Source organism: Myroides odoratimimus, assembly GCF_001485415.1.
Classification (GTDB): Bacteria; Bacteroidota; Bacteroidia; order Flavobacteriales; family Flavobacteriaceae; genus Flavobacterium; species Flavobacterium odoratimimum.
The window spans coordinates 317,569-342,897 of record NZ_BCMQ01000001.1 but is presented as its reverse complement, the minus strand read 5'-3'; the positions used below and the strand labels follow the sequence as shown (position 1 = coordinate 342,897).

Sequence of the window (25,329 nt, the reverse complement as noted above, 5' to 3'; positions counted from 1 at the left end):
GAATCACAGATGTCTATGTGCAATAAGAAAGTGCATATCTGTGCAAAAAGAGCTAATGAGGTCATTATCTCCATAAGGGGGCAGGGATATTTGAAATCATAAAGAGGGAGAAGGTTATTCTTTGAATAATATTGTTCTGTATAAGTTGAATTACCTATCTTGTAGAGATTAAATAGTAAGCTATGATGAATAAAGTAATGATATTAATCGCATTATTCTTCTCTATAGGAATAATGGCTCAAGATAAACTACACGTAACAGGTAAGATTACGGGGATAGATAATAAGACTAAACTTAGTATCTCAGGAGGAGAGAAAGAAAAAGAGTTCTATCTAAAGGATGGTGTGATAGATGTAGAGGTTGATCTAAAAGAAGCACCTGCTTCTGTATCTATAACTGTGTATTATGACAATGATATCAAGTACACTTATTTTTTTTTAGGTAACGAATCTGTGACTATCGATGCTTCTATTGATGATTTTCCTAATGAGGTAGTTGCTAAAAACTCGAAGTATGATGGATTAAGATATGAGAATTATGTATTGACTAAAGATCTTGAGAAGAAGCGCAATGATATTAACAAGGTCATAGAAAAAGAGATAAAGGAAGGGGCTAAGCCTGATAGCATATTTATAAAATATAAAGCGGAACTAGAAACTATTAGAAAAGAGGTGGCTGTGCGCCAGTACGAGTTTCTGAAAAAGCACATTAATACTGATTATGGTAGACATTTAATTAGGTTTTATGTAGATCAATTTACTGAAGAACAGTTTAAGACTTTGTATAGCTTAGTGGATCCTATAAATATGGATAGAAGTGAGATTAGGTTTTTAAAGGCTTTATGTGATTCTAAACAGTTAGAAGTAGGAGATATATATTATGACTTTACCGCATTAGATTTGAAAAATAAGGAAGTTAGGTTCAGTGACTATTATAATGGTAAGTATGTCCTATTAGATTTCTCTAATGTTCACTGTTGGTTTTGTGGCAAGGCAGCTCCCAAGACCGCTTTGATAGCAGAAGAGTTAAAGGATAAAGTAATGTATGTGACTTATCACACAGGTGATAATCTGAAAGAAGCTGAAGAGTATTATGAGTTAAAAGGAAAGAAAGGAAACATAATTTGGAATAAAGAAGGTTATCTCCATCCTGCTATGGCTATGTACCGAAATATGATGACACCTACTTATCTTTTGTTTAACCCAGAAGGGAAGTTGGTAAAAGAAGTTAATGGGGCTAATACAGACCTAAAGACAATTATATTAGAAGAGATAGAGAAGTAAGATTAATCTTATTGTGTAGAATTTGTGATTATTGACATCTTAAGACAGTAATAATAAAAAAGAGACAGTAGTATCTATCTGTATTTACCAACCTAATTATTTAAACAATGACTAATAAACTAATGATGTTAATCGCATTATTCTTTTCTATAGGAATAATGGCGCAAGACAAACTACACATAACAGGTAAGATTACAGGAATACCTAATGAAGCTAAGCTTACATTAGAAAATAATTTTAAGAAGGTTGTCTTTCAATTAAAAGATGGAGTACTAGATGTAGAAATGGAGTTGACAGTTGTACCTACATTAGTCTTTATGATGGTAGAACACGAAGGTAAACAGAAGTATACTACTTTTTTTGTAGGTAATGAAGCTATTGTACTTAACGGCTCTATAGAGGATTTTCCTAATAATATAAAAGCAGAGAATTCTAAATATGATGAGCTAAGATATCAAGAGCATTTATTGACAAAAGAGTTAAATGATAAGATAGAGATCCTAAGTGCTGAAGCTCGTACTATGATAGAAGAGGGAGCTATCCGTGACAGCGTGTATAAAATGTATATGAATAATGTAGAACCTCTAGGAAAGATAACGAAAATCATAAGGGAGATAGAGCAGAAGTCGGCTGACTTTATAAAGGATAATATCAATACAGATTATGGGCGTTATTCATTGAGGTATTGTTTGAGTCAGTTTACTCCTGAAGAGATTAGAGAGATAGCACCTTTAATAGATCCGAAGTATAAGAATACTGAAGAAGTTCGATTTGTCTACTCTATAGCAGATAGTAATACACTAGAAGAAGGAGATAAGTATTATGATTTTATAGCTAAAGATATCAATCAAAAGCAAGTGAGATTTAGCGATTACTTTAAGGGTAAATACGTGTTGTTAGACTTTTCTACATTGCATTGTGGATATTGTCAAGAGGCAGCTCCTAAAACAGCTCAAATAGCAGAAGAGTTAAAAGATCAGTTAACATACGTTACCTATTATGTAGACCATGATATAGAAGGCCTTCATGATTATTACAAATTAAAGAAGGATAGAGGGAACTTAATTTGGAATAATGGAGGACGTTTAGAGCCTAATCTCGGTATGTATAGACAGAATGGGACACCACATTATATGCTCTTTGACACTAAAGGAAAGTTAGTAAAAGATTTCTTAGGAATGCAAGGAGAGGATTTTGAAGAGCAGTTGAGAGCGTTGATGAAATAAGAGCGTATCTATATTTATTTGAATGTTGATATTTAGTTGTATTTTAATTAGTTATATTGCTGTTACTTAGCTCTAATTAATTTGTGAATTATGAAATATAAGATATTCTATATGCTTTTAATGCTGTGTTCTATAGGAGTATTAGGACAGGAGAAGCTACATATAACAGGAAAACTGGAAGGAATAAGCAATGAGGTAAAGATGAAGTTATCTAGTGGTGGACAAGAACAAGAGTTTAGTCTAATGAATGGTAAGGTAGATGTATCTATGGTACTAGAAGATGTTCCTAATTATGTGAGATTAGATGCTTATGTAGGAAAAGAGACAAAGAGTACCTTCTTCTTTTTAGGAAATGAGTCTGTAACTATTCATGGCTCTATAAATGATTTTTCGGGTAATCTTAGAGCGATAAATTCTGTGAATGACAGTCTGAGATATGAAAATATGTTAGTTAATAAGCAGTTAGTAGAAGAACGAAGTGTTTATATCAAAGAGTATTATCGTCTTCTAGAAGAAGGGAAAGATAAGGATAGTGTAGCGAAGGTGTATCTAAGTGATGAAGAACCTCTAGGTAAGATTAAGAAGTTGTCAAATCTTATTAACAAACAAAATAATGCTTTTATAAAAAAGAATATTAATACAGCTTATGCTCGATACCTACTACAATACCAGGCTAGAGATTATTCATCTGATTATTTAAACGAGCTATATGCTCTTATAGACCCTAAGTATTATGATACTAAAGAAGTACAGATGCTTAAGATATTTATAGATCATAAGCCTCTGGAAGTTGGGGCTAAGTATTATGATTTTTATGCTGAAGATATGCAAACTAAGCAAGTAAAGCTTAGTGATTACTTTAAGGGGAAGTATGTATTGTTAGATTTTTCGACTTACCACTGTGGTTATTGTGAAAAGGCAGCTCCTAAGACAGCTCAGATAGCTGATAACTTGAAGGATAAGCTTGTACATATCACATATTACGCAGGACATGATCAGAAAGATAAGTTTAAATATTACTCAGAATTTAAAGGTAATAAGGGTATTTTATTAAGTAATAAAGAGGGGAGACTAAGTCCTGTTCTAGCAATGTATAGAAATAATAGTACACCTGATTATTGGTTGTTTAATTTGGATGGAAAACTAGTGATGAGATTTGAAGGAATGCAAGGAGAGGATTTTGAAGAGCAGTTAAGAGCGTTGATGAAATAGGAGTAAACGAAGGTGTATACGTTAGTCTAGGACAAAAGTCTTTTACCATCAAGAAGATTACGTATATTTTCGCTGTGAATAAAACAACACAACAAAATGAGAACTAAGATTGATACCACTCAATGGGAGAGAGGGGAGCAATATGCTTTTTTTAAACAGTTTACAGAACCTTTTTTTGGTATTACAGTACAAGTAGATTGTACTACGGTGTATAATAGAGCTAAAGCGAATGAGGATTCTTTCTTCCTTACTTATCTATATGATGCACTTAGAGCAGCTAATGAGGTAGAGGCGTTTAGATATAGAATAGTGGATAACGAGGTATATCTGTATGATGAGGTGCACGCATCACCTACCATCAATAGACCTAATGGAACTTTTGGGTTTGCCTATATGAATTATTATGCTGATAAACAGACTTTCTTCGCAGAGGCAAAAAGTGAAATAGAGAGTGTACAGCAGTCAACTTCATTATTACCTGCGTCGAATAGTGAGAATGTATTACATATCTCAGCTTTGCCATGGCTAGACTTTACGAGTATGAGTCATGCACGTAATTTTGACTTCCCAGATAGTTGTCCTAAGATTTCTTTTGGGAAAGTAATGGAGGAGAATGGTCGTAAGCGCATGGCAGTATCTATACATGGACACCATGCACTGATGGATGGATATCACGTTAGTCAATTCGTAGAACGCTTTCAAGAATTATTAAACGAGCAATAGGATGAGTACAACTGCTGTTCCGTTAGGAATAAAAAGAATAGCAACACTGTGTGTGTTGAGAAATGGGAATAACTTTATGCTTCTAAAGCGTTTAAAAGAACCCAATAAAGATACGTATACTCCTGTGGGAGGTAAGATAGAACCTTTCGAAACTCCTGAAGAGGGGGTGATCCGTGAGACATTTGAAGAGACAGGGATAAGAGTAGATAAGGTGAAGTTCTGCGGAATACTGACAGAGACTTCTCCTGTGAAGTATAATTGGCTAAGCTATGTGTACGTAGCAGATATCGATGCTGTCACTCCTCCTGAGTGTAACGAGGGAACTTTAGAGTGGATAGCGTATGAGGACTTGCTAAATGTACCTACTCCGAAGACAGATTGGTTTATTTATAAATACATCTTAGAGAATAAGCCTTTTGTGTTTCATGCATTATACGATGGAGAGTTGAATCTGTTAGAGATGAAGGAGGAGATTTCTAATGAGGAATTAGGAATTTAGAATTAGGTATGGTTTACGGTTCATAGTTTATGGTTTTTACCTGCGACATTAGGTATAAGTAGGATTTTACTGTAGAGACGCAAGATTTTGCGTGTCACATAAAGCAGGTAGATACACAATTAATATAAAAAGCCCTACTATAATGGTAGGGCTTTTGCTTTATATTAGTTTATTTTATTCTGTTTTCTGCGTTTTCTGATACGTCTGATGATAAAGATTAATCCAATTGAGATTAGGATAAATGGCCAGATATAGAATAGCCCTATTACGAATGATAATAGATTACTCCATCCAGAACCAAAGGCAGATGATATTTCGTGTCCAAAGCCTGTTGTTGATTCTCCTTTTTCATAGAAAGTTACCGTAAGAGTACTTAGCGATATTCTACTCTTTAGGTACTTTAGTCGTCCTTCGAATGACTCAATATCCGCACGTAGAGCCCCTAGTTCTCTTTCTATTCTTAGAATATCATCTATCGTGTTAGCGCGTTTAAGTAATTCTTTATAGCGTTCTTCTATTTCTTTTTTCGTCTTGATTCTCGCTTCTATATCGATGAACTCTTCGGTTACATCTAAGGCATTGATATTTTTGCTGTCTACTTTAGTGGCAGTCTGTGTAACTCCTTCTAACAAGGTTTCGAAGTTCTTTGCTGGTACGCGAATCACAATGGTATGTTCAGTGCGATTGCCATAGACATTTGATGTGTCTTGTGATAGATATCCGTTGAGTTTTTTACTACTTGCTACGATATTAGCTCGAGTTTCTTGTGCATTAGAAGTTTCGAAACGTATATTCCCTTCTTTGACTATCATACGCTCAGGTACAGTGATATCTTGAGTAGAATCTGTGGATTGTGGTGCTTCGGCAGTAGTTTCTGCAGCCGCATCTGTTGTGCTGATATCTTCTAAAGCAACAGCAGAGATTTCTCCGTATTCTGCTGATTTAGAGCAAGAGGCTAATGCTATGAATAACATTAGGGTTAATAGTTTGAGTGTCTTTTTCATAGTTATTGTTTTACATTAACAAATGTAATAGATGGTTTAATATATAACCTATTAGAGGTTAAAAATATTGTTTTAAATCACTGATTATAGGGAGGAGTTTAATTGGGAATGGACAATTAAGAATGTTTTATATTGTCCTATTAGCTACAGTGTCCCACTTTCTGCTACTAAAAGTGATTAAATGATATCATTCATAGTCAGAATAGTCAGTATTAAAAAGAGCATTTGATAAGAGAAGTACTTTTGGAGGGTGATTGATAGTGTATCAGTTACCTTTTAAGTTCACTTAGAGGATGTTCTTTGAAATATTGTTTACGGTTCAATGTATTGTGGTTATTGTTTTTGACACGCAAGATATGCGTCTCTACTTTATGTGTGTTGTGGAGCTGTATGTGTAATGTTTATTGTGTAGTATTGGTGGTAGATGTTTATTGTGGTTACTGTGTTTGACACGCAAGATATGCGTCTCTACTTTATGTATGTTGTGGAGCTGTATGTGTAAGTTTTATTGTTCAGCATTGGTGGTAGATGTTTGTTGTGGTTACTGTGTTTGACACGCAAGATATGCGTCTTTACTTTATGTATGTTGTGGAGCTGTATGTGTGAGTTTTATTGTGTTGCATTGGTGGTAGATGTTTGTGGTGGAGTTATGATTTGTATAAAACATAAAACCTCTTGCTTTAAGACAAGAGGTTTATCACAACCAAAAAATTATAAATAACGAGCTTATTAGTTTGCGGTCTACAAGTGGTCAACCGCTCCCTGTTCTCTAAACTGTTGCAAGCTTAATGATGTTCTTGATATTGTCAGATTTACCCATTGAGTAGTAATGTACTATAGGGGTTCCTGCTTCTATCAATTCTCTTGACTGCTGGGCACACCATTCGATACCGATTTCGCGGATGGCAGCATTGTCTTTTGCTTTGAGTACCTCAGCAACCAAATCATCTGGTAAGTCAACTTTAAAACGTTGAGGTAATAGATTGAGTTGGCTTAAGGTAGCTAAAGGCTTTAGTCCTGGGATAATCGGCACATCAATACCAATTGATCTACATTTATCTACAAAGGCAAAGAACTTACTGTTGTCAAAAAACATCTGTGTAACAATGTATTCTGCTCCATTGTCTATCTTCTGCTTTAGGTATTTAAGATCTGTGTCAAAGTTAGGTGCTTCCATGTGTTTCTCAGGGTAACCTGCTACTCCAACACAGAAGTCAGTCTTACTGGTATTCTCAAGTTCTGGGTCTAAATAGATACCTTGGTTAAGCTCACTTATTTGGGTAACTAGGTCAGAGGCATACTTATTTCCTTTGGGTTCAGGCTTAAAGTAAGTTTCGTTCTTTACAGCATCACCTCTAAGGGCTACAACATTATCAATACCTAAGAAATCAAGGTCTATGAGGAAGTTTTCGGTGTCTTCTTTGGTGAATCCTCCACATAAGATGTGCGGTATGGCGTCCAACTTGAATCTATTTTGGATAGCCGAACAAATGCCGACAGTTCCTGGTCTTTTTCTAACTGTTCTTTTTTCCCACAGTCCGTTGCCTGCTTCTTTGTACTCATATTCTTCTCGATGATACGTTACGTCTATGAAAGGAGGATCAAACTCCATTAGCGGTTCGATAGAGTCAAATATTCCTTGAATATTTTGCCCTTTTAAGGGAGGTAATATCTCAAAAGAGAATTGTGTTTTACCGTTTGCTTTTTGGATATGTTCTGTTACTTTCATGATTCGTTCGTCGTTAATTTATTATTTTGTGCTAAGTTGGGAGATAACCAACGTTCAGCTTCTTCTATTGATATATTTCTTCTATTGGCATAATCTTCTAATTGATCTTGTTCTATCTTACCTAACCCAAAGTATCTACTCTGTGGGTGGGCGAAGTAGTAACCAGATACTGCAGCAGCAGGGAACATCGCATAACTTTCTGTTAGACTAACACCTATTCGTTCTTCGACTTGTAGGAGTTTCCATATTGTACCTTTTTCTAAATGATCAGGACAAGCAGGATATCCTGGTGCTGGTCTGATACCTTGATATGCTTCTTTTATCAGTTCTTCATTACTAAGGTGTTCTTCAGAAGCATATCCCCATATTTCTTTGCGAACACTGTGGTGCAGATATTCTGCAAAGGCTTCTACTAAACGATCTGCTAATGCCTTCACCATAATAGCGTTATAGTCATCAAGGTCATCTTCGTATTCTTTTGCTATTTCATCTACTCCAAAACCTGTTGAGACAGCGAATAAACCAATGTAGTCTTCTAATCCACTTTCTTTTGGAGCAACAAAGTCCGCTAAGGCAATATTCGGAGCCTTGATATTCTTTAATGATTGTTGACGCAGTGTTAATAACTTATCTAATGTTTCTCCTTGTTCATTATACACTTCGATATCATCATCATTAACTTGATTTGCAGGGAAAATGCCTAAGACACCTCGTGCTTCGAACCAACGTTCATTAATAATCTTGTCTAACATAATCAAGGCATCGTCATATACTTGTGTAGCTGTCTGTCCGACTACCTCATCTGTTAATATCTGAGGGAACTTACCATACAACTGCCAAGAACGGAAGAACGGTGCCCAATCTATAAATGGCAATAACTCGTCTAACTCTACTGTTACGGTTTTCGTACCGATAAAGTTGGGTTTGACAATGTCTTTAGCATCCCATTCTATCTTGACTTTGTTAGCTCTTGCTTGTTCTATTGTGATATAGCTTTTGTCTCTTGCTCTACCTAAGTAATCGCGTCTTAGCTGATCATATTCTTCTCTGATGTTATCTTTAAATGTTGCTTCAATTTCTTTTTGTAATAACTGATTAGCAATGGTAACTGAACGTGAGGCATCGTGTACATGTACAACACAATTCTTGTACTCTGGTGCTATCTTCACAGCTGTATGAACACGTGAAGTAGTTGCTCCACCAATCATGATTGGAATATTGCTATTGACCTTGTCTAATTCTTTAGCTAAGTGTACCATCTCGTCTAAAGAAGGAGTGATTAATCCACTTAGTCCGATGATATCCACTTGTTCTTTAATAGCTGTTTCAATAATCTTCTCAGGCGGAACCATTACCCCAAGGTCTATAATCTCATAGTTGTTACAAGCCAATACCACAGCTACGATATTCTTACCGATGTCGTGTACATCCCCTCTCACGGTAGCCATAAGTATCTTACCAGCATTACCTACAGAGGCTTCTGCATTCTGTTTTTTATTTTCTTCAATAAAAGGAAGTAGATAGGCTACAGCTTTCTTCATCACACGTGCAGATTTCACTACTTGTGGTAAGAACATCTTACCTGCTCCGAATAGGTCTCCGACTACATTCATTCCATTCATTAGGTATTGTTCAATGACTTGGATAGGTTGAGGTACGCTTAGACGAGCTTCTTCTGTATCTTCTATGACGTAAGTTTCTATTCCTTTTACTAATGCATGTGTTAGTCGGTCTTGGATACTACCTGAACGCCATTCTTCTACTTTGATTTCGGTTGATTGAATAGCACTTTCATTTTTAATACTTTCGGCAAAGTCAAGTAGGCGTTCAGTCGCATCATCACGTCTATTTAGCAACACGTCTTCTACGTGTTCCATTAGATCCTTGTCTACCTCATCGTACACTTCTAACATCTCAGGATTCACTATACCCATATTCATACCGTGCTGTATCGCATGGTATAAGAAGGCTGCATGCATCGCTTCACGTACTTTATTATTCCCTCTAAACGAGAAAGAAACATTACTTACACCACCACTTACATTGGCGTAAGGAAGGTTCTCTCTAATCCATTTGGTGGCATTAAAGAAGTCCAAAGCATTGTTGTTATGCTCTTCCATTCCTGTCGCAACAGGAAATATGTTAGGGTCAAAGATGATGTCCTGAGGAGCGAAGTTTACTTGGTTGACTAATATATCATAAGAACGTTGACAGATCTCTATACGTCTTTCTAAAGAGTCTGCCTGTCCTTTTTCGTCGAATGCCATTACTACAGAAGCAGCTCCATAGCGTTTAATTAATTTAGCGTGTTCGATAAATAACTCTTCTCCCTCTTTTAGGCTGATAGAGTTCACAATCGCTTTACCTTGTACTACGCGTAGTCCTGCTTCGATAATTTCCCATTTAGAGCTATCAATCATAATAGGAACTTTCGCAATATCTGGTTCAGAGGCTATAAGATTAAGGAAGTTAGTCATACAGTGTACACCGTCTAACAGTCCTTCATCCATATTAATGTCTATAACCTGAGCACCACCCTCTACTTGTTCTCTTGCAACAGCTAAGGCTTCGTCAAATTTCTCTTCTTTAATCAGACGTAGGAACTTACGAGAACCTGTAACATTGGTACGTTCTCCTATGTTGATAAAGTTAGCCTCGGCAGTTACATATAGTGGTTCTAATCCAGATAATGCAAGTACAGGCTTTAGGTTGTATTGCTTTGGTTGTCTATCTTTACTGTGTTCTGCTACTGCCTGAGCAATTAACTTAATATGCTCTGGTGTAGTACCACAACAACCTCCAATAATCTGTACCAAGTTTTGACTCAAGAAGCTATCGATTAGTTCTTTCATCTCTGTTGGTGTTTGGTCATATTCTCCAAAGGCATTTGGTAAACCAGCATTCGGGTGAGCAGAGATATTCACTGCTGCGTGTTGACTCAGTTGTTTTACATACGGCTCTAATTGTTCTGCTCCTAAAGCACAGTTAAATCCTATACTCAACAAAGGGATATGTGCTATAGAAATCAGAAAAGCCTCAACAGTCTGCCCTGACAAGGTACGCCCCGAAGCATCAGTTATCGTACCTGAAATCATAATCGGAATATCGATACCTCGTTCTGCTTGTATCTCGTCTATAGCGAATAAAGCTGCTTTAGCATTAAGGGTGTCGAATATAGTCTCGACTAATAGTAAGTCACATCCACCGTCTAATAATGCTTCTGCTTGCTGTTTATACGCTATACGTAGTTCTTCAAAAGTAATGGCACGATATCCTGGATTATTTACATCAGGAGATAAACTCGCTGTCTTATTCGTCGGACCAATAGCTCCTGCTACATAACGAGGTTTATTAGGGTCTAAGGCCTCTACTTCGTCTGCTACTTCTCGCGCTATCTTAGCCGATTGGTAGTTTAGTTCGTATACTATATCTTCAAGGTGATAATCTGCCATAGCAATGGTAGTACCCGAGAAGGTATTCGTAGATAAAATATCAGCTCCTGCCAAAAGATATTGTCTGTGTACTTCTTTTACAGCGTCAGGTTGAGTGATAGACAACAAGTCATTATTTCCTTTTAAAGGATGAGCAAAATCAGCAAAGCGCTCTCCTCTAAAGTCTTCTTCTGAGAATCGGTAAGCCTGAAGCATTGTACCCATTGCTCCATCGAGTACTAATGTTCTTTGTTTTAATAGGCTTCTGATATCAGTATGTATAAGTGTTGTTGACATAATTTTCTCTTTTAATCAATGTTTTTTGAAGTGTCTTGAACTTGTTTTACTGTGCAGCAGTTAAAGCTTGTTCTAAGTCACGGATAATATCTTTTGTATTCTCTAAACCGACAGATAGACGTATCAGGTTGTCTGTAATACCTGTGGCTATTTTTTCTTCTGCAGGAACCTTACTATGTGTGGTAGAAGCAGGGTGGGTAACGATAGTTCTACTATCTCCTAGATTAGCAGTGCGACTACATAACTGTAAAGCATCTAAGAATGTTCTACCAGCATCCAGTCCTCCTTTAATCCCAAAGGCAATGATGTTGCCCCCTTGTTTCATTTGTTTTTTAGCAATTTCGTATTGTGGATGACTTGGCAAGAAAGGGTATTTGATAAACTCCACTGCTGGATGTTTTTCTAAATACTCGGCTATGGTCAAGGCATTCTCACAATGTCTATCTACTCGTATGGCTAATGTCTCTAAGCTCTTAGATAATACCCAAGCATTAAATGGTGAGATACTAGCGCCTATGGTACGGGCAAACAGATATATCTTATGGATGTATTCTTTATATCCTACGGTGACTCCTCCACAGGCTCTACCTTGCCCGTCAATTAACTTCGTAGCTGAGTGTACTACGATATGAGCTCCTAAGGTAATAGGGTTCTGTAGGTAGGGTGTAGCGAAGGTATTGTCAACGATAAAAATAAGGTTGTGTTTCTTTGCTATTTCTCCTAAGTAGGCTAAATCTAATACGTCCACTCCTGGGTTAGTAGGACTTTCTGCAAATAGTATCTTAGTGTTAGGTTTGATTAAACGCTCTACATCATATACTTGATTAAGGTCAAAGTAACTCGTCTCAACTCCCCACTCTGGAAAGGTATTACTGAATAACCCTCTAGTAGAACCAAAAATATTAGAACAAGAAACAATGTGATCACCTGTTTTTAATAATGGGAACAAGCTACAGTACACAGCCGCCATACCTGTAGCAAAGGCAAAACCTGCTTCTGCTTTTTCGAATATACGTATCTTCTCAACCAGCTCTGTTTGGTTAGGGTTAGTAAAGCGAGAGTAAGAGTATTGTTGTATTTCTTCTGCGAATACGGCACGCATATTCTCTGCATCGTCAAAGACAAAGCTAGAGGTTAGGTATAGTGGTGTAGAGTGCTCATTGTATTGGGAGCGCTCTGTCTGTGTTCTTATGGCTTGTGTCTCAAAACAACAGCCTTCTTCATTGTTTCTTGTATTCATCTTTATTTAGTTTACGGTTAACGGTTCACAGTGGACAGTTAACGGTGTTAGTCTTTAGTTTTTGGGTAATAGTTATATATCAAATACAAATCAAAAGTAGTCGCTTGTATAAAGTCTTTTTACATACTTGACTATTATGATCTAATATGATTATTATAGTATTAAATGGTAGCATAAAGTGGGACACTATAGCGGTTCACAGTTTTTGGTTTACAGTTCACAGTCCGTCTGTTAATTCTCCACTGCTTACAGATTTAGTAAACTTGATGAAACTTGGGTGACACGAATAATAATCCGTCTCTACATTGATATACTATGTGTACACAATGCCGAAGGCAAAAAACAGTAAACTGTGCACCCAATCCGTGATAACGACTCTGTTTACAGATTTAATAAACTTGATGAACCTTGGGTGACACGGATGGTAATCCGTCTCTACATTGATATACTATGTATACACAATGCCGAAGGCAAAGAACTGTTTACTGTCAACTGTTCATCGTTAACCAATTTATTTATCAGCTAATCTTAAGATATCTCCAAACACTCCGCGTGCTGTAACAGATGCTCCAGCTCCAGCTCCTTGGATAATGATAGGGTTGTCTCCGTAGCTCTCTGTGTATATCTCGAATATACTGTCTGAACCTTTTAACTGTCCTAATGCTGAGCTAGTAGGTACTTCGATTAGCTTCGTTTCTAATACTCCTTTGTCTTCTTGTAAGTCACCTGATAGTTCTCCAACATAGCGAAGTACTGTATCTGGTGCTAAGCCTTGTTTTATCTTATCGAAATAAGGGTTTAGCTTCTCTAAACTGTTTAAGAACGTTGGTGTATCCACAGCTTGTAAGTCTGTTGGAATTAAGTTTTGGATATTAATCTCTTCGAACTCATTCTGTAGGTCTAACTCACGAGCTAGTATTAATAACTTACGTCCAACATCATTACCTGATAAGTCTTCACGAGGATCTGGCTCTGTATATCCTTTCTCTATCGCTTCTTTCAGCACTTCACTGAATGGTCTGTCTTGGATAGAGTAGTTGTTGAAGATGTAGCTTAGACTTCCTGAGAACACTCCTTTTATCTTTGTGATATTTTCTCCTGATAAGTGAAGTAGTTTAATCGTATCAATCAATGGTAAACCTGCACCTACGTTTGTTTCGTATAGATATTCTTTGTGGTTTGCCTTTAATGTTTGACGAAGCTCTTTGTAGAAGCTATAAGAGATGGTGTTTGCTATCTTATTCGATGAGATAAGGTCAAAACCATTCTCTACTAATGGAATATAATTCTTGATAAACTCACCTGAAGCTGTATTATCTATCGCTATTAAGTTCTCTAAGTGATTAGCATTCGCATAGTCGATTACTTCTTGAATAGTATAAGCAACACTTTTTTCTTTTAGATCTTCTCTCCAGTTACAGTTAATACCTCCATCGTTTAGCAATACTTTTTTAGAGTTACCAATGGCGAAGATGTTAAGAGCTATATTCTTTTTGCCTTCTATAGATTGAGCCGAGTGTAAGATCTGGTCTATTAAAGTTCCTCCTACTAATCCGTGTCCGAATACAGCGATGTTTATCTTCTTCGCGATACCGAATATCTGTCCATGGATGACATTTAATGCTTTCTTCGCTTCTTCCTTACGGACAACTAAACTTACGTTCTTTCCTGTTACTGTATTGTTGAATAGAATAGGAACGATCTTATTCTTTACTAATGCAGCATAAGGCTTGTCAAATGTGCTTAGGTTCTGACCGATGATAGAGATCACTGCTATATCTCGAATGATAGAGATACTATTCACATCACGAGTATAGAAATCATTAGAGAATTCTCTATTTAGTGCTTCTGCTGCTTTATCAGCATCTTTCTCTTCTACGATAAAACCTAATCCACGTTCTGAAGAACCTTGAGAGATAACACCTACGCTAATTCCTTCATTCGCTAATGCTGTAAATACACGTGCATCAACTCCTACGATACCTAATAACCCGCGTCCTTCAAACTGTATTAAAGCAACATTAGACTGTACAGAAAGAGACTTGATTCCTTTAGCAGTAGTCTTGTTAGAGATTAATGTTCCTTTGTTATCTGGGTTTAATGTATTCAAGATACGCAGAGGAATATTGTTTTCTACTAGAGGTAATATCGTTTTAGCATGTAAGATAGAAGCTCCGAAGTTGGCTAACTCATTTGCTTCATCGAAGTGAAGTTCTTCTATCTTCTGAGCGTTCTTTACCCAATCTGGATTAGCAGTATAGATACCGTCTACGTGAGTATAGTTTTGCAATTCATCTGCTTGGATAAAATTAGCTAATAGAGCTGCTGAGTAGTTACTACCATTGCGACCTAGTGTAGTTGTTTCTCCTTTTTCAGTTGCACCGATAAACCCTGTTACTACTGCAATAGTCCCTTTGTCTAAGGTAGCAAAGTAAGCCTGAGTCTTCTTTTTCGATACTTCATCTAATGCTTGTGCACTACCGAAGTTGTTATCTGTGATAAAGAATTGACGGCTATCTACAGCAATGGCTTTTATCCCTTTGGCATTTAACTGAGCAGCTAATATCTTACTTGATATTAATTCTCCTTGTGCTAATACTTGGTCTTTAATTTTTAACCCGTAGTCTTCAATTAAAGAAACTCCTTCGTATAATTTGCTCAATACTTCTATTTCTGTATGTATATCTGCTTCATTGTGATATGCTCTGTTTTTGAATGCTTCAAAAGCAGTTGTATAATCTTGTTTAGTCTTTGCTAAGTCTAATATATTCTCTAAGGTATCTGTTGTATCTCCGATAGCAGAAACTACTATGGTAATAGGCCCTTCGTTTACCTTTTTCTTAATGATATTGATTACGTTGTCAAAAGCTTGCCCTGATGCAAGAGACTTTCCTCCAAACTTTACTATTTTCATGATGTGCTGATTTTAGAATAATGGTTTTAATAAATTGTTTAATTGTTCGTATTCAATTAAGAAGGCATCGTGGCCGTGTATTGATTGAATCTCTTGGTATGTAATGTGTTTGCAACAGTCCTTTAATAAAGCGACTGTCTGTTCTTGTTCTTTGTTTGTGAACATATAATCTGTATCTACTGCTATACAGTGTATTTGTGCACTTGTTAGTTGAGCAAAAGCCTTTAGACTGTTTTGTGTCTGTTCTTGACCTATTGTTTTGAGCAGGTGATTCATTAGCTTGTAAGCTTGTAGTTTAAATCTACCTTCTAAAGTCTGTCCGTGATATTTAAGCCAACTTTCTATCGCATATTGGTTTTCACTTTCTTTATACCCATTGGCGAACTTCTGCTGGAGCGATGCAGGAGTGCGGTAGAGTAGCATAGCATGCATACGAGCGTCTTCTATCGGCTTTGATGAGTTGTTCAGTATGCTGTCTTGTACTAAGGCATTACCTATTAACCAATCTGATGCTTTACAACTTGTCGCGATAGGGATTAAATGATCTACTGCCGTAGGTCTTATAAAAGCTAACTCCCATGCGATACTTCCTCCTAAGCTTCCTCCGATGATCGCGTAAAGGTGACTTACGTGTAATCGGTCTAAGGCTTTCCAAAATACTTCAGCGATAACTTTAGTCGTTAGTGCTTTATAATCTTGGATGAGGTGTGCTTCTTGTTGGTTAAAACCATTGCCGGGGATATCAAAAGCGATAACTGTGTATTTGTTGAGATCGATTACTTTGTCATAACCCACTAAACTATTCCACCAGCCGTTGTCTCCAGCTACTTGACTATTTCCTGTCAAAGCATGGTTAACCAATACGATAGGAGCACTGTGTAAAGGTTGTCCCACCACCTGATAGGTGAAGTGAAAAGTATGTGTACTTCCGTTTGGTAGTGTGTGATTAGTGATTGTTATTTCTTGTAAGCGACTCATGGTATTCTATTGTTATTTATTGTGCTAATGCTTGTTTGATATCTTCTATTAAATCTTCTGTTTCTTCTAATCCTATAGATAGTCGTATTAGACTTTCTGTTATCCCAGCTTGTATTTTAGTCTCTTTAGGTACGGAGCCATGAGACATCTCAAAGGGATAATTGCTCAAGCTCTTTATACCTCCTAAACCTTCTGTTAGGGTAAAGAGCTTTAAATTCTGTATGACTTGTAAGGCAGCTTCTCTTGTATTCTCTTTTAGATCAAAGCTGATGACTCCCCCGAAATACTTTTGTTGCTTCTTAGCAAGTTCATGCCCTTCATGACTTTTTAATCCTGGATAATATATCTTGTCTATCTTCGGATGCGTGCTGAGGTATTCTGCAATCTGGACAGCATTCTCAGAGTAACCTTTATATCTCAACAAGAGTGTTTCAATACCCCTGATGGTTAAGAAGCTATCGAAGGGACTTAGTATAGCTCCTGTTGAGTTTTGGTGGAACTTAATGACCTTTCCGATTTCTTCTGTTTTGGTTATTACTAATCCTGCTACTACATCAGAATGCCCTGCTATATACTTTGTAGCACTGTGTACCACGATATCAGCTCCTAAGTCTAACGGCTTTTGCGCTATCGGGGTAGCGAAGGTGTTATCTACGCATACCCATACGTTATGTTGCTTAGCGATACTCGTGATAGCTTGTATATCTGATATACGCAGTGTAGGGTTAGTAGGACTTTCTATCCATATCAATTTTGTTTTGTCATTGATTGCTTTCTCTACATTAGCGGCTACTGTTGTATCTACATAATGAGTCTTGATCCCAAACTTTGCATACACCTCATTCAATAACCTATAGGTGCCACCGTATATATTAGCTACTGCGATTACTTCATCTCCTTGACTCAGTGTTTTAAATACAGCATCTATTGCGGCAAGTCCACTTCCAAAAGCAAAACCCTTTGCACCGTTCTCTAAAGAAGCAACTAATTCTTCAAGGGCTTGACGAGTAGGATTATTGGTACGTGTGTAGTCAAATCCTTTGTTTACTCCTGGTGCTTCTTGAGCGAATGTCGTAGTCTGATAGATCGGTACGGCGATGGCTCCTGTGTGTGGGTCTATCGGAATATGTTTTAGTATATCTGTTTGGGTACTCATCTTATAATGTTTTAAATACGTTAGCTAAATCAGCTTTTAAATCTTCAATGTTTTCTATTCCTACTGACAGTCTGATTAAGTCAGGTGCTACCCCAGTTGCTTTCTGTTCAGCCACACTTAATTGTTGATGTGTAGTAGAAGCAGGGTGGATGATTAAGGACTTAGTATCTCCGATATTGGCAAGTAGTGAGAATAGTTTTGTCTCGTTCGCTACTGTCTTCGCTGCTTCAAATCCTTTTTTCAATCCGAATGTTACCACTCCACTTTGTCCTTTAGGCAAGTACTCTTTTGCTAAGTCGTGGTAAGGGCTTGACTTCAGACCAGGATAGTTTACCCATGCTACAGCATCTTGTTTCTCTAACCACTCTGCTAATGCAAGAGCATTCTCACTGTGCTTTTGGATACGGATAGGCAATGTTTCTAATCCTTGGATGATTTGGAAAGCATTGAATGGGCTAAGTGCTGCACCTAAATCTCTTAATCCTTCTACTCTGATTTTGGCAATGAAAGCGGCATTACCTAACGCTTGGTGATATATTAGTCCGTGGTATCCTGGAGAAGGTTCTGTGAACTCTGGGAATCTACCACTTGACCAATCAAATGTCCCTGCATCGATAATCGCTCCACCTAGAGAAGTACCATTACCTGTGATATACTTAGTCAGCGAGTGTACTACGATATTAGCTCCATATTCGATCGGATTAAGTAGAGCAGGGGAAGCAACAGTGTTATCTACGATGAAAGGTATTTTAAACTCCTGTGCAATCTTAGCTACTGCTTTTAGGTTAATGATGTCTAACTTAGGATTACCTAAACTCTCTACGAATATTGCTTTTGTGTTCTCTTGAATATTTGTTCTGAAGTTCTCTACATCAGATGGATCTACGAAAGTGGTGTTGATACCGAATCTTGGAAGAGTAACATTAAATAAGTTATAAGTCCCTCCGTATAAGCTATTAGATGATACGATGTGGTCTCCTGCTTTTAATAATGTTAAGAACGTTGTAGAGATAGCAGATGCTCCTGATGCTGTTACTACTGCTCCGATACCTCCCTCAAGTGCAGCTAGGCGTTGTTCTAAGATATCGTTAGTAGGGTTGTTTAATCTTGTATAGATGTACGCTGGGATAGACAGGTTAAAAGCTCCTGCCGCATGATCAGCATTTTCGAATACATACGATGATGTCTGATAGATAGGCACAGCTCTTGTTCCTGCTGTAGATTGTACATTGTGTCCTGCGTGTAATGCTTGTGTTGAAAAATTTAGATTGCTCATGGTTATATTTTTTTAATGTTTTAGTTACTTTTTTTGTTTTCTCAATACTTAACCCTGCTGAGTAAAGGGCATAAAAAAAGTCCTTTCGGCATTGCCAAAAGGACTTCAAGTATTTTAATCTCTTTGTTTAGATTATAACTAACTCGTTGACTTTAGGCAATAGGGCGTCGTGAACATCATCATGTTCATCATCATCATTGCCATCATCATTGTGTTAGTATTGAAAATCATGGTATTTATATTTATCTAATTATATACTGTTTGGTTTGGTGTAAAAAAAAAGCCCTCGCTATTGCAAGGGCTTTATATATGTTATTTAGAATTTAAGTTTATGCAAATAACAAGCCCCGCGGATTTCTCCACATCATCATTGTCATCATCATTGTATAAACTGTATTCATTTTTTCTTCTTTGTTTTCGTTGGTACAAATATCATTAATTTATTTTGGAATAAACAAAATAAAAGTAACTTTTTTTATAATTTTAAATAAAAATCTCTCACAAGTGTCTCAAATGCTGGGGTGTACTGATGTCTCTCTACTTCGATAGTTAGCTCATCTAAGGGGATTTTCTCCACTAATTGACGTGAAAAAGCAATTAAGCTACGTTTAATTTCAGCTTGTTCGTTCCCTCGAACGCGAGTTACCTTGAATGGATAGATACCAAACTCGGCTGCTAATCGCATCAGTGTCTCTTCTTCTTTGGCTGGAATAATTACACTAAACACTCCTTTCTCAGACAAGAAATATTCTACCGCCTCAATTAATAAATCAAAAGGCATCGCATCCTGAAAACGAGCAGTATCTCTCTGCTTATCATTCGTGTGATAATCTTCACTATAGAAGGGAGGATTAGAGATAATTAGATCATATTCTTCTTCCATCTCATTAGCGAAGGTCTCTAAATCGGCATGGTAACAGAATAGTCTATCACCCCAAGGGCTGTTCTCAAAGTTCTCTACAGCTTGCTCATGTGCGTTTTCGTCTATTTCTACTCCATCTATCTGCTCTGCACCTGTGCGCTGCGCCATCATTAAGGCTAATAGTCCTGTGCCTGATCCTATGTCTAACACATTGTAAGGATTATTGTCTATCGGTGTCCATGCTCCTAATAGTACTCCATCCGTACCTACCTTCATCGCACATTTATCCTGCTGTATCGTAAACTGTTTAAATTGAAACATCTTGCTTAGTCTTTTTGCAAAAGTACAAAAAGGAGGTTTAGCGACCTAATGTATAGCTGTACAGAAGTGTAAGTGAGAATAAAAGACTTAAGTTAAAAATCACGTTCAATTGGGTTCTCACTATCACCTACTTTTCTATTGAAATATTCAGCAGTAACTTTGTCCAGAACAGTACCTTTTTCTTCTAATAGTTGAGCATACGTTTTACTAGCCGCTACTTTGCGTGCTTTATTCGTTTGGTCTTTAGAATATTTTGCATACTTATCATCAGCGACAATATCCCATGAAGTAGATACTTTCTGACTGTCAAGTAGTTCAAAAACAAAGTGATTCTCACTATCCCAAGCCTTCACTACGAAGCCAGGTAGATTAATGAATTTATAAGGGCCGCTCTGTACAGGTATATCTTGGGTGAATAGTACTGTCCATGCTCTACCACCATAAGTAGCAGTTGCTTCTTGTACCTTATAGTTATTCCAGTCTTTAACCTCTGGAAGTATAGTCCACTTTATACTATTCTTATCTTCTTCATAATAGCTAAGGTCTAACCCTATCTTATCATAGAACGAAGTAGTAGTTCCATCAGCATATACAGTCCATTTAAAGGTTCCTTGATTCCCCTTCTCAGGGTTGTCTGTTTTTTGAGAGGTTATAAAACTATAGTTCATCAGATCTGTAAATCTAGATTCTTTATCTTTTATATCAAGTATAGCATTACCATCACGGACAAGCTTCTTAGACCCATTGGCAATACTCGTTTTATAACTGTATCTCATCACTTCTACTTCAGAGGTATTCTGAGCAAAAGAAGAGGTCATAATCAATAATAAGAATAGATACTTTTTCATAATTGTGGTTTTTATGAATCTAATATAATTCTTTTATTTAACTTATCTACAGATTATTAATTATGTTTTGAGGTCTTTTATTTGTGCTGTTGATAAAAAATTAGAATATATTTTTTAAACTAATTAAGCGTAATTTATAGTTAAGGAACAACCCAAAGGGGAGGTAGAGGCTTGAAAGAACCTTGGAAAGAATAAAGAGATGATGTGAAAAGTAAGATATAGGTATTGTAAAGGGTATAAATGAATTTTAAATCAATTTAATAACTATCAGAATAGACTATTTACAATCCCCACACTCTATACCACTTCATTAGTTCTTTAAAACTTCTGATATGGATGAAGGTAGCAGAGCTATTGTTAATCAGATCTACATACTTAGGGCTTTTTTTAGGAGCTTCGAATAAGATATACTTGACCATTTTCATACTGAATTGACTCTTGGCACCATCTAAGTTGCCAGGGCGAGTATCTCTATGCGTGATACTGCGCTTTATATATCTATACAGTGCTCCGATAGGAGAGAAGTCTAACCAGATAATACAGGTAGCCTCTTTAAATCGCTCAGGCATTAAGAAGCTATAGTTGCCTTCTATCACCCAGTCTGTATGATCCGTTAAGAATGCCTGATGATCAGCTGTCATAAGCGCTTTGTCACGAGGTGTCCAGTCTGTATTAGGGATATGTGCTATCTGATCTAAATGCAGGATATTTAGATTCAGTTTCTTCCCTAAAGCTTGTGCTAGAGTAGACTTGCCAGAGGAGCTAAGTCCAATGATGCAGATGCGATTACCTAAGTCATGTAGTGCTACCATAATCGACAAATATAAAAACAAAAAACCTCGAAACAAGTGCTGCGGGGTATGCATTATATTTCTATATCCCCTATTGCTCTAAGAAGTGTTAATATTTTAATCTTACAGTCTTCTACAAAAGTAGTAGATTCTATAATGTTTGTTTGCCAATTTTCTAGAGTAAGATTTTCGTTATAAGCATAAAAAGGCCACCATTCACTAGTTTTACGGTTTGTTACATTAGACTCTTCTAATTTTTTATGTATTATAGCTCTGTTTTCTATTGACATTAAATGTGTTTTTGGGTTATTAACAATTCCATAATGATATTTTTTACTTTCAAATGTAAAACCAATCCAAAATTTGCCTTTCCATTCTGTATTTGTAAAATAGAATCGCATATACTCTTCTTTGCTTTCTTCATAAACATACTCCAATCCATTTTCTTTAGCAAATTCTTCCATTAATGGGTTTACGTATTTTTCAGCCAAATAATCAAAAGTTGCGACATAGTTTTGAGCTATAGCTTGCGCAGCTTTAAGATTCTCTATTTTTGATAGTACTGCTACTATTTCTTCTTTATTTTTGGAATCCATATCTTGTCCTGTTAGTTGTTTTAAGTGATTTATGTATTGAATAATAGTCTCTCTTACTATTGGGAAACGAGATGCAATAGTTACACACTGTTCTAACCAATCTATGATTTCTTTACCATGAGCGATAGGAAGATAGGTTACTCCTGCACTACTTTGTTCAGAAGCATCTTCACCATAGAGACTAAGGTAAAGTATTTGGTAATTTTGTTTAGTGTCTTTTGCATAAGTGTCATATCTGATTAATTGTCTATCTTGATCTTCTGCATATATCTTATTCTCTATTATTATTGCATTATTATTGTCATCTTCAATAAATATATCAATACGTCCTTGGGGTGTAGAGTATTCTCTATGTACTTTAGCTGTCTCAGAATTGAAATTAGGAATACTAAAGTAAGGATCTAATGATTGAATGAAGGCATCTAATAGTTTGTGTTTTAGTCCATGACTTCCTTTTGGATTCAAAAGTTCTGCTATGATTGCAGAGTGTGTATTTTCGTAGTGATTGACACCGCAAATGGCAAACATATTAAACAGCCCACCTGTAGTGGCTAAAGTCTCTGTATTTTTCCTATCAATAATACTTATTTGACTAAGTAGATTCTTTATTTGTACCATTGTATTTAGTTTAAATGGATAGTAAAGCTACGAAATTCTGGAAGTATTATAAAAACAAAAAACCTCGAAACAAGTGTCTCGAGGTTGTATTGTATGATGTATTATCTACCTAAATAAATATCTAATAACCCAACAGGTACATTAAGATATAACTTCTTATTCTCACGATCTACTTTATGGATAAGTTCATCTATCATCGGAACTAATATTTCGGTTCCGTTAAAGTCTATCTCGAATAGAGGTTGATAATTACTATCGTTTACTCTTTTTAGTTGACCTATTTCACCTTCGTTAGTATCTATTACATCGAAACCAGTGATTTCGTGGTAGTAGAATTTGTTTCCTTCTAGTTTAGGAAGCATCGTCAGTGGTAGGTATATCTCTGATCCGACTAATCGGTCAGCATCTTCTTCAGAGTTAGACTCCTCGAATTTAACTCTTAAAAAATCGCTTTTATGTAATGAAGCTTGTTCCATAAAAAAAGGAACCAGTTGTCCGTCGAAGTCGACGAACACTGATTCCAAGTTTTCGTATAACTCAGGTTCATCGGTGTCTAAATAAATAAGCACCTCCCCTTTAAAGCTAAATTTCTTTGCGATTTTGCCTAAATAGAAACAATCCTTTTTACGCATATCGCTAGTAAATTATGCTTGAGTTTCTTCGTTGCTTTCTTCAGTTGCTTCAGCAGTTTCTTCTGCAGGAGCAGCTTGTGCTTCAGCAGCTTTAGCTTGAGCAGCAGCAGCACGCTTAGCGTTTACTTCTTTCTCAGCAGCTAATCTAGCAGCTTTGTCAGCAGCTTTAGAAGAAGATAATCCTTCTTTCTTAGCGTTGATTTTAGCAGCTTTTTCTTCTAACCAAGCAGCGAATTTCGCGTCAGCTTGCTCTTGAGTTAAAGCTCCTTTTTTAACTCCACCTTGTAAGTGGTGTTTTAACATTGCTCCTTTGTAAGAAAGTAATGTTCTAGCAGTATCTGTAGGTTGAGCACCGTTGAATAACCATTTAACAGCAGCATCAACATCTAATTCTACAGTTGCAGGGTTAGTATTAGGATTGTAAGTTCCGATTTTCTCTAAGAATTTACCATCTCTTTTAGCGCGTGCATCAGCAGCTACTACCCAGTAAAAAGGTTTTCCTTTTTTACCGTGTCTTTGTAATCTAATTTTTACAGACATAATTAATTTAATTAGTTGAGGTACCCGACCTCGGTTCAAAATTGAGGTGCAAAGATAATATTTATTTTGAAGTGATTCGTTAATATATTGATTTTTTTTATTTTCTATCTATCTGACACACTGTGTGTTCTATGACGTAATTAAATCAATTCTCTTCTACTATTCTAAACTGAGCTAGTCTGTAGATCATTCGGGTAGAGAATTAGAACGCTTCGGTAAACCTTTCTTTACCCTAAGTAAATACTGGTTATTTCCGAATGGTATCCTAAGGAATTAGTATAGAATTATCCTTGTTGTTTGATGGTGAGGTGGTTAGGGTAGGAGTGTGTCTTCATTATTGTGCAAAAAGGGCAAAATAGATCAAATAGATTAAAAGAGGGAATATATTGATATTATACTTATTTTTAATTAAAAAAGTATGAAAAGAATATTTAGTTTGTTATTACTGAGCTTATTTTTAATTAGTTGTAGCCGAGAGGTGTATAATAGTGAGTTAGTAACATCTGGAGGCTGGTATTACTGCCAAAATGAAAATAAGCCTTATACTGGTACTGGGATAGAGTATGATGAGAAAATGACTATTCGAAAGAGGTATAATTATAAGAATGGGGGATTAGAAGGAATTACTTATTACTATTACCCAGATGGTAAAGTAGAAGAGGAAGTAATGTTTAAGAATAATGTTAAACATGTGGTGTCTAGGTCATATTTTAATAGTGGTAGACTGTCTTCTGAAACTGCCTATGTTAATGGTAAACCTAATGGTGTATCGCGTAGTTATTATCATCTCAACGGAGAGCTATCTCATGAAGGGTACGTTGTTTCAGGGTTATTAGATGGTGCACAAAAAACATATTTCGAGGATGGTAATATTAAAAGCATTGAAATTTATAAAGCAGGAATACGCGATGGTTCTTTTATGATATATTTTTCGAATGGTAATGTTAAGGTAAAAGGTTATTTTAAAGACGGAATGGTGGATGGGGAATTTAAAGAATATGACGAGAAAGGTAAGGTAGTTGCTACTCGTATCTTTAAATCTGGAGTAGAGATTAAATAAGGCGTGTCAGTTCTGAAGCTAAAGAACTTTGCTAAGGACTAGTTGAGATAGAAAGAAGATCTTGGTATACTTTGTTTTTAGGAAGTAATTGGT

Annotated in this window: 20 protein-coding genes; 6 read left to right on the top strand and 14 right to left on the bottom strand. The window is 36.4% G+C overall.

What is annotated here, in order from left to right:
* The first annotated feature begins 185 nt into the window (after window positions 1-185).
* The 5 genes from MODO_RS01500 (at window position 186) to MODO_RS01480 (ending at window position 4,943) form a co-directional block, all read left to right on the top strand.
* Window positions 186-1,283, top strand: coding sequence for a TlpA family protein disulfide reductase (locus MODO_RS01500; RefSeq protein WP_006257616.1), 1,098 nt, complete (start codon window positions 186-188; stop codon window positions 1,281-1,283).
* A gap of 107 nt (window positions 1,284-1,390) precedes the next feature.
* A complete protein-coding gene (locus tag MODO_RS01495; protein ID WP_006257614.1) occupies window positions 1,391-2,509 on the top strand; it encodes a TlpA family protein disulfide reductase in 1,119 nt (372 codons plus the stop codon).
* A 90-nt stretch (window positions 2,510-2,599) separates the two neighbouring features.
* Window positions 2,600-3,721, top strand: a complete 1,122-nt coding sequence (locus MODO_RS01490; RefSeq protein WP_006257613.1) for a TlpA family protein disulfide reductase — start codon at window positions 2,600-2,602, stop codon at window positions 3,719-3,721.
* A gap of 96 nt (window positions 3,722-3,817) precedes the next feature.
* Window positions 3,818-4,444, top strand: a complete 627-nt coding sequence (locus MODO_RS01485; RefSeq protein ID WP_006257612.1) for a chloramphenicol acetyltransferase — start codon at window positions 3,818-3,820, stop codon at window positions 4,442-4,444.
* A 1-nt stretch (window position 4,445) separates the two neighbouring features.
* Entirely contained in the window at window positions 4,446-4,943 is a 498-nt protein-coding gene (locus MODO_RS01480) for an NUDIX hydrolase (RefSeq protein WP_006257611.1), read from the top strand.
* 164 nt (window positions 4,944-5,107) lie between these two features.
* Here the strand turns inward: MODO_RS01480 and MODO_RS01475 are convergent, their stop codons facing one another.
* From MODO_RS01475 to MODO_RS01410, 14 genes are all read right to left on the bottom strand, one after another.
* The gene (locus MODO_RS01475) at window positions 5,108-5,947 is read right to left on the bottom strand and encodes a DUF4349 domain-containing protein (RefSeq protein WP_006257610.1); all 840 of its coding nucleotides are present in this window, start codon (window positions 5,945-5,947) and stop codon (window positions 5,108-5,110) included.
* A 769-nt stretch (window positions 5,948-6,716) separates the two neighbouring features.
* Window positions 6,717-7,676 carry a methylenetetrahydrofolate reductase [NAD(P)H] gene (gene metF / locus MODO_RS01470; RefSeq protein WP_006257609.1) on the bottom strand — a complete coding sequence of 320 codons (960 nt, stop codon included), beginning with the start codon at window positions 7,674-7,676 and terminating at the stop codon, window positions 6,717-6,719.
* Complete coding sequence (gene metH, locus MODO_RS01465; RefSeq protein ID WP_006257608.1) at window positions 7,673-11,404, bottom strand: methionine synthase; 3,732 nt, start codon at window positions 11,402-11,404, stop codon at window positions 7,673-7,675. Before metH ends, metF begins: the two co-directional genes overlap by 4 nt.
* Before the next feature lie 46 nt (window positions 11,405-11,450).
* Window positions 11,451-12,644, bottom strand: coding sequence for a trans-sulfuration enzyme family protein (locus tag MODO_RS01460; protein WP_006257607.1), 1,194 nt, complete (start codon window positions 12,642-12,644; stop codon window positions 11,451-11,453).
* A gap of 511 nt (window positions 12,645-13,155) precedes the next feature.
* Window positions 13,156-15,558 (bottom strand): bifunctional aspartate kinase/homoserine dehydrogenase I, encoded by a 2,403-nt coding sequence (thrA, locus tag MODO_RS01455; RefSeq protein ID WP_006257606.1) that lies wholly within the window; start codon window positions 15,556-15,558, stop codon window positions 13,156-13,158.
* Window positions 15,559-15,570: 12 nt separating this feature from the next.
* Window positions 15,571-16,536, bottom strand: a complete 966-nt coding sequence (locus MODO_RS01450) for an alpha/beta fold hydrolase (RefSeq protein WP_006257605.1) — start codon at window positions 16,534-16,536, stop codon at window positions 15,571-15,573.
* Between the two features lie 16 nt (window positions 16,537-16,552).
* Entirely contained in the window at window positions 16,553-17,692 is a 1,140-nt protein-coding gene (locus MODO_RS01445) for a trans-sulfuration enzyme family protein (protein ID WP_006257604.1), read from the bottom strand.
* 1 nt (window position 17,693) lies between these two features.
* The gene (locus MODO_RS01440; protein WP_006257602.1) at window positions 17,694-18,968 is read right to left on the bottom strand and encodes an O-acetylhomoserine aminocarboxypropyltransferase/cysteine synthase family protein; all 1,275 of its coding nucleotides are present in this window, start codon (window positions 18,966-18,968) and stop codon (window positions 17,694-17,696) included.
* A gap of 475 nt (window positions 18,969-19,443) precedes the next feature.
* Window positions 19,444-20,151: a tRNA1(Val) (adenine(37)-N6)-methyltransferase gene (locus MODO_RS01435; protein WP_006257601.1), complete on the bottom strand. Its 708-nt coding sequence runs from the start codon at window positions 20,149-20,151 to the stop codon at window positions 19,444-19,446.
* A 92-nt stretch (window positions 20,152-20,243) separates the two neighbouring features.
* Window positions 20,244-20,999, bottom strand: coding sequence for a GLPGLI family protein (locus MODO_RS01430; RefSeq protein WP_006257600.1), 756 nt, complete (start codon window positions 20,997-20,999; stop codon window positions 20,244-20,246).
* 281 nt (window positions 21,000-21,280) lie between these two features.
* Entirely contained in the window at window positions 21,281-21,811 is a 531-nt protein-coding gene (locus MODO_RS01425; RefSeq protein WP_036474374.1) for a P-loop NTPase family protein, read from the bottom strand.
* A gap of 53 nt (window positions 21,812-21,864) precedes the next feature.
* Entirely contained in the window at window positions 21,865-23,004 is a 1,140-nt protein-coding gene (locus MODO_RS01420; protein WP_006257598.1) for a PDDEXK-like family protein, read from the bottom strand.
* 101 nt (window positions 23,005-23,105) lie between these two features.
* Entirely contained in the window at window positions 23,106-23,636 is a 531-nt protein-coding gene (rimM, locus tag MODO_RS01415) for a ribosome maturation factor RimM (protein ID WP_006257597.1), read from the bottom strand.
* Between the two features lie 12 nt (window positions 23,637-23,648).
* Complete coding sequence (locus MODO_RS01410) at window positions 23,649-24,176, bottom strand: 30S ribosomal protein S16 (RefSeq protein WP_006257596.1); 528 nt, start codon at window positions 24,174-24,176, stop codon at window positions 23,649-23,651.
* Window positions 24,177-24,594: 418 nt separating this feature from the next.
* Between MODO_RS01410 and MODO_RS01405 the strand changes: the two genes are divergently transcribed.
* Window positions 24,595-25,236, top strand: coding sequence for a toxin-antitoxin system YwqK family antitoxin (locus tag MODO_RS01405; RefSeq protein ID WP_006257595.1), 642 nt, complete (start codon window positions 24,595-24,597; stop codon window positions 25,234-25,236).
* Window positions 25,237-25,329: the final 93 nt, after the last annotated feature.

What these genes read in the sequence shown, in the direction of transcription:
- MODO_RS01445 (WP_006257604.1), bottom strand. Translation starts at nt 17,692, where the DNA reads ATGAGTACCCAAACAGATATACTAAAACATATTCCGATAGACCCACAC.
- MODO_RS01490 (WP_006257613.1), top strand. Translation starts at nt 2,600, where the DNA reads ATGAAATATAAGATATTCTATATGCTTTTAATGCTGTGTTCTATAGGA.
- MODO_RS01460 (WP_006257607.1), bottom strand. Translation starts at nt 12,644, where the DNA reads ATGAATACAAGAAACAATGAAGAAGGCTGTTGTTTTGAGACACAAGCC.
- MODO_RS01430 (WP_006257600.1), bottom strand. Translation starts at nt 20,999, where the DNA reads ATGAAAAAGTATCTATTCTTATTATTGATTATGACCTCTTCTTTTGCT.
- MODO_RS01485 (WP_006257612.1), top strand. Translation starts at nt 3,818, where the DNA reads ATGAGAACTAAGATTGATACCACTCAATGGGAGAGAGGGGAGCAATAT.
- metH (WP_006257608.1), bottom strand. Translation starts at nt 11,404, where the DNA reads ATGTCAACAACACTTATACATACTGATATCAGAAGCCTATTAAAACAA.
- MODO_RS01420 (WP_006257598.1), bottom strand. Translation starts at nt 23,004, where the DNA reads ATGGTACAAATAAAGAATCTACTTAGTCAAATAAGTATTATTGATAGG.
- MODO_RS01425 (WP_036474374.1), bottom strand. Translation starts at nt 21,811, where the DNA reads ATGGTAGCACTACATGACTTAGGTAATCGCATCTGCATCATTGGACTT.
- MODO_RS01475 (WP_006257610.1), bottom strand. Translation starts at nt 5,947, where the DNA reads ATGAAAAAGACACTCAAACTATTAACCCTAATGTTATTCATAGCATTA.
- MODO_RS01405 (WP_006257595.1), top strand. Translation starts at nt 24,595, where the DNA reads ATGAAAAGAATATTTAGTTTGTTATTACTGAGCTTATTTTTAATTAGT.
- MODO_RS01435 (WP_006257601.1), bottom strand. Translation starts at nt 20,151, where the DNA reads ATGTTTCAATTTAAACAGTTTACGATACAGCAGGATAAATGTGCGATG.
- MODO_RS01495 (WP_006257614.1), top strand. Translation starts at nt 1,391, where the DNA reads ATGACTAATAAACTAATGATGTTAATCGCATTATTCTTTTCTATAGGA.
- thrA (WP_006257606.1), bottom strand. Translation starts at nt 15,558, where the DNA reads ATGAAAATAGTAAAGTTTGGAGGAAAGTCTCTTGCATCAGGGCAAGCT.
- MODO_RS01410 (WP_006257596.1), bottom strand. Translation starts at nt 24,176, where the DNA reads ATGTCTGTAAAAATTAGATTACAAAGACACGGTAAAAAAGGAAAACCT.
- MODO_RS01440 (WP_006257602.1), bottom strand. Translation starts at nt 18,968, where the DNA reads ATGAGCAATCTAAATTTTTCAACACAAGCATTACACGCAGGACACAAT.
- MODO_RS01450 (WP_006257605.1), bottom strand. Translation starts at nt 16,536, where the DNA reads ATGAGTCGCTTACAAGAAATAACAATCACTAATCACACACTACCAAAC.
- metF (WP_006257609.1), bottom strand. Translation starts at nt 7,676, where the DNA reads ATGAAAGTAACAGAACATATCCAAAAAGCAAACGGTAAAACACAATTC.
- MODO_RS01480 (WP_006257611.1), top strand. Translation starts at nt 4,446, where the DNA reads ATGAGTACAACTGCTGTTCCGTTAGGAATAAAAAGAATAGCAACACTG.
- MODO_RS01500 (WP_006257616.1), top strand. Translation starts at nt 186, where the DNA reads ATGAATAAAGTAATGATATTAATCGCATTATTCTTCTCTATAGGAATA.
- rimM (WP_006257597.1), bottom strand. Translation starts at nt 23,636, where the DNA reads ATGCGTAAAAAGGATTGTTTCTATTTAGGCAAAATCGCAAAGAAATTT.